This is a genomic window from Corallococcus llansteffanensis, from assembly GCF_003612055.1.
GTDB classification, from domain to species: domain Bacteria; phylum Myxococcota; class Myxococcia; order Myxococcales; family Myxococcaceae; genus Corallococcus; species Corallococcus llansteffanensis.
On sequence record NZ_RAWB01000291.1, the window covers coordinates 1 to 12,609 of the forward strand.

The 12,609-nt window shown below is 74.0% G+C and carries 8 protein-coding genes; 5 read left to right on the forward strand and 3 right to left on the reverse strand.

Annotated elements, in window-relative coordinates; all coding sequences use genetic code 11:
* The first annotated feature begins 50 nt into the window (after window positions 1–50).
* The 5 genes from D7V93_RS25060 (at window position 51) to D7V93_RS25080 (ending at window position 6,204) form a co-directional block, all read left to right on the forward strand.
* A complete protein-coding gene (locus tag D7V93_RS25060; protein WP_120645802.1) occupies window positions 51–1,220 on the forward strand; it encodes a HEAT repeat domain-containing protein in 1,170 nt (389 codons plus the stop codon).
* A complete protein-coding gene (locus tag D7V93_RS25065; protein WP_120645803.1) occupies window positions 1,220–2,200 on the forward strand; it encodes a HEAT repeat domain-containing protein in 981 nt (326 codons plus the stop codon). Before D7V93_RS25060 ends, D7V93_RS25065 begins: the two co-directional genes overlap by 1 nt.
* A 32-nt stretch (window positions 2,201–2,232) precedes the next feature.
* Entirely contained in the window at window positions 2,233–3,837 is a 1,605-nt protein-coding gene (locus D7V93_RS25070; protein ID WP_120645804.1) for a cellulase family glycosylhydrolase, read from the forward strand.
* A 66-nt stretch (window positions 3,838–3,903) separates the two neighbouring features.
* Window positions 3,904–4,701, forward strand: a complete 798-nt coding sequence (locus D7V93_RS25075; RefSeq protein WP_120645805.1) for a ZIP family metal transporter — start codon at window positions 3,904–3,906, stop codon at window positions 4,699–4,701.
* 87 nt (window positions 4,702–4,788) lie between these two features.
* A complete protein-coding gene (locus D7V93_RS25080; RefSeq protein WP_244237498.1) occupies window positions 4,789–6,204 on the forward strand; it encodes a sigma 54-interacting transcriptional regulator in 1,416 nt (471 codons plus the stop codon).
* A 34-nt stretch (window positions 6,205–6,238) separates the two neighbouring features.
* Here the strand turns inward: D7V93_RS25080 and D7V93_RS25085 are convergent, their stop codons facing one another.
* The 3 genes from D7V93_RS25085 to D7V93_RS25095 form a co-directional block, all read right to left on the reverse strand.
* The gene (locus D7V93_RS25085) at window positions 6,239–7,651 is read right to left on the reverse strand and encodes a serine/threonine-protein kinase (RefSeq protein WP_120645806.1); all 1,413 of its coding nucleotides are present in this window, start codon (window positions 7,649–7,651) and stop codon (window positions 6,239–6,241) included.
* Between the two features lie 4 nt (window positions 7,652–7,655).
* Window positions 7,656–9,248, reverse strand: a complete 1,593-nt coding sequence (locus D7V93_RS25090) for a hypothetical protein (RefSeq protein ID WP_208723143.1) — start codon at window positions 9,246–9,248, stop codon at window positions 7,656–7,658.
* 171 nt (window positions 9,249–9,419) lie between these two features.
* The coding region (locus tag D7V93_RS25095) for an AAA family ATPase (protein ID WP_120645807.1) at window positions 9,420–12,609 on the reverse strand (3,190 nt) is incomplete at its 5' end.

Sequence of the window (12,609 nt, forward strand, 5' to 3'; positions counted from 1 at the left end):
GACGCGAGGCGCGCGTGCGCCTTCTTCCTCCCGCGTGAGCCCCTGCCGACATGACTTCACGTCCTCCCATCAAGGTCGCGCTCGCCGGCCTCCTCGTCCTGCTCGTCGCCGTGGGCGTCGTGCTGTGGCGTGGCGCGGCCCGCTCCGATGACGCCGCCCGCCCACCGCCCGGGACCCCGGGCCCTTCCGCGACGACCGTGGGCGCCTCGGGCAGTGCCCCCGTGGCCGCCGCGCCCGGCGCGCGTCCACCGCCGCGCGAACAGATTCCCATGCCCGGGTGCTGGGACGGGCTGGCCGCGCTCGACCAGGCCGCGACGCTGGACTCGCTGCACGCGGCCGTGGCCGCCGCCATCCAGGCGCACGACACGGCGCTGGTGGCGTACCTCCAGGAGCGCCTCACGGAGGTCGTGGGGAATGATCCGGACCGCGCGCTGCAGCTGGTGACGTGGGCGATGAAGGCCGCGCCGCCGGAGCCGGCCATCTACCTGGAGGCGCTGAAGGCCGCCCCCGCCGTGCGCCACCCGCGCGTCAGCGAGAAGCTGGTGGCGGTGGCCGAGGACAAGTCGCTGGCGGCGCCGGACCGCGCCTCCGCGCTCGACGCGCTAGAGACCCAGCACCGCTTCACGCCCGAGATGCGCGGCCGCCTGAAGGCCATCGCGCTGGACGACTCCGCGGACGCCGCCGCCTGGATGGCCGCGCGCACGCTGGGCCGGGTGATGAAGGAGGACTACACGCGCACGGGCACCTATGCGCCGTACTGGAAGGACCTGCTCGACATCGGCACCACGTCCGAGGACATGGCCGTGCGGCTGCTCGCGCTGGAGATGCCGTCGTACTCCGACCCGCTGCTCGACTCGGACTCCATCGACGTGCTGGCGAAGGTGATGCGCACCGACAAGGAGCGCGACGTGCGGGAGATGGCCGCCTTCCGGCTCGCCGTCACCGAGGATCCACAGAAGGCCCTGGCCGCGTTCCGCACCGCCTTCGACGGGGAGCATGACCTGTGCGTGCGCTGGGCCTTCCTGCGCTTCGCGGTGCGCGCGGCCGGCGCGGACGCCCTGCCCCTGGTGGAGGAGTTCGCGCGGAAGGATCCGCGGCTGCGGCAGGACTATCTGGACTTCAAGGCGCTGTACGCCACCGGCACGACGGACTTCGCGCGCATCTGGCTGGGCAAGAAGGAACACCACGACTGCGTGGTCGAGGAAGGAGCGCCGCACTGATGGGCTCGCGAACGAAGAAGGCGTGCGTCCTGTGGCTGGGGCTCTTCCCGGGACTGGCCCTGGCGCAACCCGCTCCCACCGCCGTCCCCACCCCCACGGCCTGCACCGTGGAGGGCATGCTGGACGAGGTGCGCGTGGCGATGAAGACGGGCTCGCCCGCCTACCAGCGCTACGCGCGGCTTCGCCTGAAGGAGGCCGCCATCGCCCTGCCACCGCAGGCCCTGGGCCGCGCGGTGAGCGAGGAGCGGGACCCGGGCGTGCTGGAGGCGATTGGCGCCGCGCTGGCCACCAAGGCGAGCAACGCGCAGCAGCCGGAGCTGCTCCAGCCGCTGCTGTCCCGCGCGAAGCAGGACGCGGACCCTGGCCTGCGAGCGGCGGCGGTGCGCGCGCTCAAGGGCGCGCCGTCGGTGGAGTTCATGGCGAAGAATGGCGACGTCGTCACCTATGAGCAGCTCGTGCGCGACAGCGCGCCGGAGGTGCGGCAGGCGGTGGTGGAGAACCTGGTGACGGAGAGCGCCGGCATCTACTTCGGCCACAACCCGGAGCTGGCGGAGAAGGCCATCCAGGTCGCCGCCGCGTCCCAGGACCCCGCCGTGACGACGCGCCTCCTGGGCGAGGTCTCCATGGAGGCCGCGAGCCCGGAGGCGGTGCGCCAGCTCACCGGCCACCTGCGCTCGGAGGATCCCGCCCTGCGCGCGGCGGCGGCGAAGGCCCTGGGCGGCGTGCCGGGCACGGAGTCCGCGGGCGCGCGCCGCTCGCTCACCGCGCTGTACAAGGGCGACAGCGACCCTGCGGTGCGCAAGTCCGCGCTGGAGGGGCTGGCGCGCCTGGGCCAGTCCAACGCACGGCCCCTGCTGGAGTCGCTGCGCGGCGTGGATCCGCGCATGGACCCGGAGATTGACGCGTGGCTGGGCGCCCTGCGGACGAACCTCCAGGAGTGGCACCTGCTCCTGCGCGAGAAGCAGCGCCTGCGCCCGTGACACCTGTTGCCCCTTCGCACCCGAGAGCCTCCATGATCCGCCGCACCTGCCTGCTTCCCCTCGCCTCCCTGCTGCTCCTCGCCGGCTGCGCTCCCGAGGACGCTCCCGAGCCCGCGCTTCCCACGACGCAGGCCCAGGCCGTGGCGGTCCCCGTGCCGGCGCGCCTCCAGGCGGAGGACTACAAGACGGGCGGCGAGGGCGTGGGCTACCACGACACCACGGCCGGCAACTCCGGCGGCGTGTACCGCGCGGACGACGTGGACCTCCAGGCAACCACCGACGTGGGCGGCGGCTACAACGTGACGTCCATCGCCGCGGGCGAGTGGCTGGGCTACACGATTCAAGTCACCCAGGCGGGCACCTACAGCTTCAAGGCCCGCGTCGCGTCCGGCGTCACGGGCACGAAGACGCTGCACTTGGTCATCGACGGCTTCGTGCGTCCCTCCGTGAGCTTCACGCAGGCCACCGGCGCGCAGTCGTGGTCCACGGTGTCGCTGGGCAGCTTCACGCTGGGCGCCAACGTCCACTCCGTGCAGGTGGTGGCGGACACGGGCGGCTTCAACTTCAATCACCTGGACGTCGCCGTGGACGGTGGCGGCGGGACGGGCATGAGCGTGGACGGCTACCAGCTCCTCCGCGACGGGAAGCCCTTCCTGCCCCGGGGCTTCAACATGGTGGGCGTGCTCGCGCCCGACGGCTGCGCGAATCCCGCCAGCGTGCCCCGCAACGCGCGCAACGCCTTCGGCCAGGCGGAGCTGCTGGCCGCGCGCGACGCGTGGTCCGCCAACACCGTGCGCTTCCAGGTGAGCCAGGGCGGCCTGGATCCACAGGACCCCATGTTCCGCCAGTCCTACGTGGACCGGGTGAAGGCGGACGTGCAGTTGGCGCGCTCGCTGGGGCTGGTGGTCATCGTCTCCATGCAGGACCAGTTCTATTCGTGCGGGGACGTGCACCCGCTGCCGTCGGCCGCCACGCTGCGCTCCTGGTCCACCCTGGTGCCGGTGCTGAAGGCGGATCCGGACGTGATGTTCGAGCTCTTCAACGAGCCCCAGAACGACACCACCAGCGCGGCCTGGGCGCAGTGGAAGAACGGCGGCACGTCCCCCCTGTCCAACCTGGGCGCGCCCGCCGTGGGCTACCAGCAGCTGGTCAACCACGTGCGCTCGCTGGGCGCCACGCAGGTGCTCATCGCGGACGGCGCCAACTACGCGGGCAAGCTCCAGGGCGTGCCCCTCCTGACGGACACGCTCAGCCCACCGCGCCTGATGTACGCGGTGCATCCGTACTACTTCCACATCGCCGACAACGCGACGCTGGCGTCGGACCAGTCCAACTGGAACACCCGCTTCGGCTACCTGACGGCCACGCACCCCGTCATCGCCACCGAGTGGAACGCCTACAGCGACACCTGCAAGGTGGGCACGGAGGCGCGCATCCCGGACTTCTTCACCTGGCTCCAGGGCCACCGCATCGGCCTGCTGGGCCACGCCTTCGACGTGCCTGGCACCCTGGTGAAGGACCTGACGACCTGGCAGCCCACCACGTTCGACGGGGGCGGCTGCTCGGTGCCCGGCCATGACGCGGGCGCGCTGCTCCAGGCCCACTTCCGTCAGCAGGAGGCAGCCGAGTCCCCCTGAGGACCTGGGAAGGGGCCACGGGAAAAGGTGGCCGCGCAGGACGGAGTGGGACAGGTTGGGGGAGCCATGTCCGACAGCGGTTCCGGCACCTCCACCCTCGTGCTCGCGCTCGCTGGCAGCGCGGTCACCATCCTGTCCACCAGCCTGGGCGCGCTGCCGGCCCTGGCGGCGCGCGGCATCTCCCGGCGCTCCAAGGACGTGCTGATGGGCTTCAGCGCGGGCGTCATGCTCGCGGCCACGGCCTTCTCGCTGGTGGTGCCCGCCATCGACCTGGGGGAGGCGCGCTACCTGTCGCGCTTCACCGCCGCGCTGGTGGTGGGCGGCAGCATGCTGGTGGGCGGCCTGTTCCTGCACCTGTGCAACCGCTTCATCCCGCACGAGCACTTCATCAAGGGCCAGGAGGGCAACGCCGAGGCCGCGAACTTGAAGCGCATCTGGCTGTTCGTGCTGGCCATCGCGCTGCACAACTTCCCGGAGGGGCTGGCGGTGGGCACCGGCGTGGGCAGCCGCTCCATGGAGATCGCCGCGCCCATCCTCGTGGGCATCGGGTTGCAGGACATCCCGGAGGGCTTCGTCGTCGCGCTGGCGCTGATGGGCGTGGCGTACGGCCGCAAGCAGGCGGTGCTGGTGGCGCTCTACACGGGGCTGGTGGAGGGGGCCGCCGCCCTGGTGGGCTTCTTCGCCACGTCGTTCGCGTCCGGCATCCTGCCGTGGGCGCTCGCGTTCGCGGGCGGCTCCATGCTGTACGTCGTCAGCGACGAGATGATCCCGGAGAGCCACCGCCAGGAGTACGCCCGCGAGGCGACCGCCGGCCTGATGCTGGGCTTCGTGCTGATGATGTTCCTGGACGTCACGCTGAGCTGACGCGGCCAGACGCGCGGACGCCCCCTGTGTTCACCCGGCCCCGAGCGGCCCCGCCCGGGGGGGCCCGGACGTGGTAGCTTGAATTCCATGTCTGTGTCGGATCGAACCCGCGTCGATGGAGCCCCGGGGGAGCACAAGGACAAGGCCGCCCGCCCGGAAGAAGAGGAGACGGAGGCCGCGCTCCACGTGACGCTGCCCTACGAGCAGGCCCGCCGCCCCGGCGACCTGCCCGTGGTGCGTCGCTTCCGCCTGTCCGTGGTGGAGGGCCCCGGTGCGGGCACGGTGTGGGAGTCCACGTCGGACACCTGCTCGGTGGGCTCGCATCCGCTCAACGACTGCGCGGTGGAGGACTCCACCGTGTCGCGCTTCCACTGCGAGGTGAAGATCGGCCCCAAGGGCCCGCAGGTGAAGGACCTGGACAGCCTCAACGGCGTCATCGTGGACGGCGTGCAGGTGGTGGAGGGCATCCTGCGCAGCGGCAGCCTGCTGCGGCTGGGCCGGGTGGTGCTCCGCTTCGACTTCAGCGCGGAGAGCAACCGGCTGCCGCTGTCGGACCTGACGCGCTTCGGCTCGCTGGTGGGCACGTCGGTGGCCATGCGCGGCTGCTTCGCGATGATGGAGCGCGCCGCCGCGCGCGACGTCACCGTGCTGCTGGAGGGGGAGACGGGCACGGGCAAGAGCCAGGCGGCGCTCGCCATCCACCAGGCCAGCCGGCGCAAGGACGCGGCGTTCCTGGTGGTGGACTGCGGCGCCATCCCCGCCCACATCCTGGAGAGCGAGCTGTTCGGCCACGAGAAGGGCTCCTTCACCGGCGCGGTGAACCGGCGCGCGGGCGTCTTCGAGGAGGCCGACGGCGGCACCGTCTTCCTGGACGAGATTGGAGAGCTGCCCCCGGAGCTGCAGCCCAAGCTGCTGCGCGTGCTGGAGAACCGGGAGATCCGCCGGGTGGGCAGCAACACGTACCTGCCGGTGGATGTGCGGCTGATGGCGGCCACGCACCGCGACCTGCGCGCGGAGGTGAACGCGGGGCGGTTCCGCTCCGACCTGTTCTTCCGGCTCGCGGTGCTGCGCATCGGGATGCCGTCCCTGCGCCAGCGGCCGGAGGACCTGTCCATGCTGGTGTCGGGCATCCTCCAGTCGCTGGGCGCGGATCCGGAGCGCACGGGCGCGCTGCGCACGCCGGAGTTCCTGTCGCGGCTCCGGCACGCGGCGTGGCCGGGCAACGTGCGCGAGCTGCGCAACCACCTGGAGCGCTGCCTGGTGTTCGAGGACGCGCTGCCGCTGGCGGAAGAGGACTCGCGGCCGGAGGGCAGCCCGCTGGAGGTGGACCTGTCGCGCCCCTACGCGGAGCAGCGGCGCCGCGTGGTGGACGACTTCGAGCGGCGCTACCTGCGCGCCCTGCTGGAGAAGCACCAGGGCAAGGTGGCCCAGGCCGCCGTCACCGCCGGCATGGACCGGGTGCACTTCTACCGGCTCCTGCGCAGGCACGGCATCAAGCCCTGAGCGCGTACTCGGGGGCCTGAGCGTCGCGGGCCCTTCAGCGTCTCGCTGAGAGCCGCCAGCGGTCGGTGGCCCCCGGCACCGGACTGGAGACGAAGTCCGCCTCCAGTCCGCGCAGCGCCGCGCCGGTGACGACGAGCGAGCCGTCCTCCCCGTCCTGGACCCAGGCGGGCAGGTGGAGCAGTCCGCCTTCATTGCCGGCGTCATCCCACGCGGAGGCCGCGGCGTCGGACGGGCCGTGGAGCCCGTCGCCGCCGGACGCGAGCCGGTCCACGTGCACGGTGACGGCGAGGCTCGCGGCGGCCTGTCCCCGCGTCAGCGCGAGCCCCACGTCCAGCACCCGCGCGCGCAGCTCCCGCTCGCGGCGCACGTCGTCCGGGAGGCTGGCCACGGCCAGCAGGCACGCGCTGCCCACCATCCGCACCTCCAGCCCCGCTTCCAGGGCCAGGGCGCTCGCGCGCTCCAGGCCCGCGTCCAGGTCCTCCATCGCCGCGGGGTCCGGGGCCCCGGACGTCCGGCCCTGCACGTACAGGCCCAGCGCGCGCGGCACCTCCACCGGCGCCGCGCCCCCGAGCACCGCGCCGCGCAGGTCTTCCAGCAGCGCGTCCACGTCCGGGTAGCGGTCCTCGCGATCCTTGCGCAGGCAGCGCAGCACCACCGCGTCCAGCGCCGCGGACACGGGCGCGTATTCGCCCGGGCGCGGCGGCGGCGCGTGCAGGTGCTGCTGCTCCACCTCGTGGCGCGTGGTGCCCTGGAAGGGCGGCATGCCGGTGAGCAACTGGAACAGCAGCACGCCCAGCGCGTACAGGTCCGTGCGCGCGTCCGGCACCTGTCCGCGGATCTGCTCCGGCGCCATGGACAGCGGCGTGCCCAGCACCATGCCGGTGTGGGTGAGCGACGAGCTGCCCGGCGCGCCCGGCACCAGCCCCTTCGCCACGCCGAAGTCCACCAGCTTCACCGCGGGCCCGCCCTGTCCCGGCGCGAGCCGCACCACGTTCTGCGCCTTCAGGTCGCGGTGCACCACGCCCGCCGCATGCGCCACCCGCAGCGCGGCGCCCACCTGCTCCACCACGGCCAGCACCTCGCGCGGGGACAGCGGCCCGCGCGTGGCCAGCTCCGCCGCCAGGTCCTGGCCCTCCAGCCACTCCATCGCGATGAAGGGCCGGCCGTCGGACAGCTCGCCGTACCCCAGCACCGTGACGATGTGCGGGTGATGCAGCCGCTGCAGCGTGGCCGCCTCGCGCCGGAAGCGCCGCAGCGCCACCGCCGCCGTGGCCACCTGCGGGTGCAGCACCTTCAGCGCCGCGGGCACGCCGGTCCGCGCGTGCCGCGCCCGGTACAGCGCGGACACCGGGCCCTGGACCTGGACGCGCTCCACCACCCACTCGCCCACGAGCGCGCCCGGCCGCAGCTCTTCCCCGTAGAGGGCCTCCTCGCCGTTCCCCGCCATGGGCTCAGCGCTTCCGCGGCTCCACGGGCGTCTTGCCGTCGACGCCGCCCTGGCCCTCGCGCGGAGGCGGGGGCTCCGACCGGCGCAAGCACAGCTCGCGGTGCTCGTCGTCCACCAGGTCGCAGGCGCCATTCAGGAAGACGGTGACGGGCTCCATCCAGTGGTTGCTGAGCGGGTCCTTGCAGTCCTCGAAGTCACCGTCGCCCGTCAGCAGCGGGCCGTCCTCCACCTTGCACTGACGCGGGGCACTGGGGTTCGCGTCCCAGCAGGGCCCCGTCACGGTGGCCGCGCAGTCCTCGTTCGTGCCGGGCAGCGCGCACACGCGGTAGGTCGCGTAGGCGAGGCCGTACACCCAACCCGGGTCGTAGCAGGAATAGAGGTTGTTGAAGATGGGCTTCGACTGGCGCGCCGTCGGCCGCGTGATGACGTAGCGGTCGCGCTTGTCCAGCGTCACCAGCACGTCGATGTCGTCGCGCAGCGCATCGGTGCCGAACAGGTTGCCGTAGAAGGCCCCCTCGCGCACCCGGTACACCCCGCGCTCGGAGAGCGGCGCCTGCGCCCCTCCGCTCACCGCCACGTTCGCGGTGCCGGTCGCCCCGCTGTTCCAGGGCGCCGTCATCACCGTGAAGTACCCGCCCTGTGCCGGACAGGTGACGCTCACCGACGGATCCGTCGCGGGCGAAGGCAGCGGGAACGTGGAGCCCGCCGCGCAGCCCTGGCTGTTCGCCACGAGCCGTCCGTCCGTGCTGTCACACCCGGCGATGCCCCGGCACACGCGCAGCATCATGCGCGCCCCCGAGCTGGAGCCCAGCGGCGTTCCCGACGGACAGGCCGCCGGCCCCCCCATGGGGCCTCCCGCGCCCACCGACACCGTCTGGCCCGCGGGGCACCAGCCCACCGAGTGCATCGTCCAGCCACAGTCGCGCCCGGAGCCCACCGCCGCGCTGGAGCACGGCGACCCGCTGTTGATCGACACCGGCGAACCCGGGATGTGGTCCAGCGGTGCCGTCCACTGATCCAGCGCGAAGGGCTGGTCGATGGAGAGGAGCGGCTCGTGGATCTCCCCGCGCATCGACAGCTCCACGCGGTGGCCCAGGCCGTTGTTGCGCGCCAGGAGGCAGGCCGTCACGCGCTTGAGGCACGCGGAGTCCGGCAGGGGCGCGCTCGTGCGCCACTCGGGGCACAGGCCCGCGGAGCCCGCCCACTGGCTGCGCTGCGAGCCCGGAGGCTGGAAGGGGTTGAGCCACTCCAGGGTCTCATTGGGCCCCAGCGCGCAGCCCACGAGGTACGCCATGAAGCGCTGCGCATGAGGGTCGTGAAGCTGGTTGGCGATGAGCGCGATGTCCGGGCCGGCCACCATGACGTCCGGGTCGAAGAGCGACTCCAGGGAGTTCGTCGACAGCGCCTCATTGGCGTCGTGGTTCGCGGCGATGGCGTTGAGCACCAGCTCCTGCGTCGTGAGGGAGTTGGCGATGCGGATGTCCGCTTCGCTCGTGCCGAGCGCTTCGGCTTCGGGGTCCTGCGGGAGCGCGGGCTCACAACCCGTCAGCGCCAGCAGCAGGAAACACCAGGGGACTCGGAGGAATGGGGAGGCCATCGCGCGAACGCTCCTAGGCAGGATTCGGGGGACGAGGCGGGCCGGATCAAGCACTCGGCGGGCCAGTGCTTCCGGCAAAGCCCCCGCCGTCCGAAGGAAACCCCAGACGTGGCCTCCTTGTCTCGCTGTAGCGCGAAACGTTACGGAGCGCGGCCCGTGTAGCGTTTCGCGCTACAGCGCTTCAGCGGCGAGCGCGGCCTGCAATGCGTGGAAACGCGTAGACCACAGTGGCGCCTCGGACACCGCGTGCGCGGCCCGCGCCAGCCACGCCCGCGCCTCGCCCGTGGCGCCGGTGCGCCGGGCGATGCCGGTGGCCTGGAGGAGGATCTCCGCCTTCTCGTCCGGGGAGGCCAGGGCTTCCGCCTCGGTGTGGAGCGCGTCCCAGTCCGGCGCGCGGAAGGCGCCCGCCGCCTGTTGATGGACCTGGAGCTCCACCAGCCGCCGCATGATGGCCGTGGGCGGCAGTGACTCTGGCGGACAGCGCTGTGAAATCCAGGCGAGCTGCCGGGCCGCCGCCCCTTCGTCTCCCGCCGCGGCGAGGATGCGGGCGATGAGCAGCGCATCCACCGGCACCGGGTGCTCGCGGAAGAAGCGCACGCCCAGCTCGTGGGCGCGCCAGGCCAGGGGCAGCGCTTCGTCCAGGCGGCCCTGCATGTAGAGGACTTCGGCCAGGTTGAAGGTGGACCAGCGCTCCATCTGCGCGTGGGCCAGCTCGCGCCCCAGCGCCATCGCGCGGCGGAGGTCCTCTTCCATCCGCGCCACGTCGCCCTGCCGCAGCCACAAGAGGACGCGGTTGCTCAGGACCGCGGCCTTGTGCAGCCCGTCGCCCGTGGCCTCGCAGCGCTCCAGCGCCTCGTCGAAGCGCGCGGCGGCCTCCGGGGTTCGGTCCAGGAAGGTGAGCGAGGCCCCCAGCAGGGCCAGTGACACGACGAGCGTCTCGTGGTCCCTCGCGCCCTCGGCGCCCTCGGCGGTGGAGGCGAGCACGCGCGCCGCGGCGGCCCACTCGCCCTGGCGCACGTGCAGCCGGCCCCGGGCAAGGCCACAGCGCAGGGACAGGCGCGGCGCGTCCAGCGGCTCGATGGCATCCAGCGCCTCGCGCGTGCACGCGGCGGATCCCTCCGAGTCCTCCATCCAGTCGCGCGCGGTGGCCTCTTCCAGGAGCAGGTCCACCTCCAGCGCCGCGTCGCTCCGCGCCTTCGCGAGCGCCCGCGCCGCGCCCAGGTCCGCGAGGCTCTCGCGGAAGCGCTGGAGCCGGTGGCGCACGCGGCCGCGTCCCGCCAGGGCCTGCGCCCTCCTCGCGGTGTCGGACTCCGGCAGGAGCGCCAGCGCGCGCGTGTAGTGCTGCTCCGCCTCCACCGACAGGTGCCCGGCGCGCGCCTCCTCCGCCAGCGCCAGGTAGTCCCGCGCCGCTTCCTGGTGGGCTCCGCAAGCCGCGGCGTGGTGGGCGCGGCGGCGGCGCTCCACCACGTCGTCGCCCACGCTGGCCTTCAGCGCGGCGGCGTGCAGCGCGCGGCGCGGCGCGGGTGGCAGCAGGGCCTCCAGGGCCTCTCGCAGCAGCGGATGACGGAAGGCGAAGCGGCCCGGCCCCGCGGGGCGCAGGAGGCCCGCGCGCGCCAGTCGCTGCAACCCCGCGCCGGCATCCAGCGCCGCGGCCCGCGACAGCTCCGGCCCCACGGCCAGGTGGCGCAGGGCCGCGTCCACGCGCGCCACGTCCACCTCCGTGCCCAGCACCGCGCACAGCCGCGCCAACACGCGGTGCACCTCCGGCAGGCCCGCCAGGACACGCGGGGCCAGCCGTTCGAACAGCGGCGTCACCGACACGTCCAGCAGCGCGTCCGGGGCGACGTACCACCCGCCGCCCGGCGCCGAGCGCAGCGCTCCCGCGGCCCTGAGGGCCCGCGCCAGCTCCACCAGCGACAGGGGCACGCCCTGCGCCAGCTGCTCCAGGCGCGCGAGCACCGGCTCCGGGATGTGCTCCGCGGGGCGCAGCAGGTGGACGAGCACCGCGCGGCTCGCCTCGGGCGGCAGCGGCGGCAGGGGGTGCCGCGAGGCGTGGGCGCTTCGCTCGCCCAGGTGCGGACGCAGCCCCAGCAGCGAGGGCCGTCCGGCGACGCACACCCACAAGGGCGCGCGCGGCCCCGCGAGCGTGGCGCGCTCCAGCGCATCCAGGCTCAGCGGATCCGCCAGGTGCGCGTCGTCCAGGAGCAGCACCAGCGGCGCCTCCCGGGCCCGCGCGAGCAGCGCCTCCGCCAGCACGCGAGGCTCCGCGGACGGGCGGCCCACGACGGCGCGGAGCGCGTCCAGCAGCGAGTCCGACACCGACGCATCCGGAGGCGGCGCGCGCAGCCGCACCACGCGCACGCGGCCCTCGCCCTCCACGCGCGTGGCGAGCGCCTTGAGCAGCCGCGACTTGCCGTGCCCCACCTCGCCCGTGAGCACGCACAGGCCCGGCACTTCGTCCGTGAGGCTCCGGCCCGCGTCCACCGCCAGCGCGTCCAGCACCGCGTCGCGGCCCACGAACGGAGGCGTCTCCCCTTCGACGCGCGCGCCCTCCTCGTCGTGCAGGCGCAGGCGCAGGTCCGCGCCGGTCGCGGGCTCGGTCCACCCGGGCTCCAGCCGCGCGGCGGCCTCCGGCGTCACCCACACCTCTCCCGGGGGGACGGCCGCGCGCCACCAGGAGTCCGGCCGCTCCAGCGCGGCCCCGGCGACGCGGGGCACGGTGGTGCCCGGGTGCACGTACAGCTCCGCGACATGGAGGACGGCCACCGCCTCCGCGGACTCCACCAGTCTCCGGGCCGCGAGCGCCCCCGCGCGCAGGTTCGCCTCCGCGGACAGCGACTCGCAGAAGACGAGCAGGTAGCCCCCCGCCGCGACCCGCGCCAGCGCGCCGCCGAACGGCTCCAGCGTGGCCGCCAGCCCCTCCACCGACGCGGGCGTGCGCAGCCCCAGCACCGCCACCGGCCGCGTGCCCGCGAACGTCGCCAGCGCCGGGCCTGTCGCAGGCCGCGCGTCCGGCATCCCGATGACGTCCGGCAGCGCGGGCTCGTCACACGCGGCCTCGAACGCCGCGAGCACGTCCAGTGCGCTCGCGAAGCGCCCGGCGGGGTCCTTCGCCAGACACCGCGCCACCACCGCGTCGAGCGCGGCGGGCACCCGCGCCCGTTCGGAGACGCGCGGCGGACGCCGGCTCACGTGGCCTTCGCGCACCTCGTCCGGGCTGCCGTGGAAGGGCGGCGCGCCGGTGAGCAGTTCGAAGAGCAGGACGCCCAGCGCATAGACATCCGCGGCGGCACCCGCACCGCGTGCGTCCAGGCACTGCTCCGGCGCCATGTAGAGGGGCGTCCCCGCCCGTCCCCCCACC

What these genes read in the sequence shown, in the direction of transcription:
- D7V93_RS25090 (WP_208723143.1), bottom strand. Translation starts at nt 9,248, where the DNA reads ATGGCCTCCCCATTCCTCCGAGTCCCCTGGTGTTTCCTGCTGCTGGCG.
- D7V93_RS25085 (WP_120645806.1), bottom strand. Translation starts at nt 7,651, where the DNA reads ATGGCGGGGAACGGCGAGGAGGCCCTCTACGGGGAAGAGCTGCGGCCG.
- D7V93_RS25075 (WP_120645805.1), top strand. Translation starts at nt 3,904, where the DNA reads ATGTCCGACAGCGGTTCCGGCACCTCCACCCTCGTGCTCGCGCTCGCT.
- D7V93_RS25065 (WP_120645803.1), top strand. Translation starts at nt 1,220, where the DNA reads ATGGGCTCGCGAACGAAGAAGGCGTGCGTCCTGTGGCTGGGGCTCTTC.
- D7V93_RS25070 (WP_120645804.1), top strand. Translation starts at nt 2,233, where the DNA reads ATGATCCGCCGCACCTGCCTGCTTCCCCTCGCCTCCCTGCTGCTCCTC.
- D7V93_RS25080 (WP_244237498.1), top strand. Translation starts at nt 4,789, where the DNA reads ATGTCTGTGTCGGATCGAACCCGCGTCGATGGAGCCCCGGGGGAGCAC.
- D7V93_RS25060 (WP_120645802.1), top strand. Translation starts at nt 51, where the DNA reads ATGACTTCACGTCCTCCCATCAAGGTCGCGCTCGCCGGCCTCCTCGTC.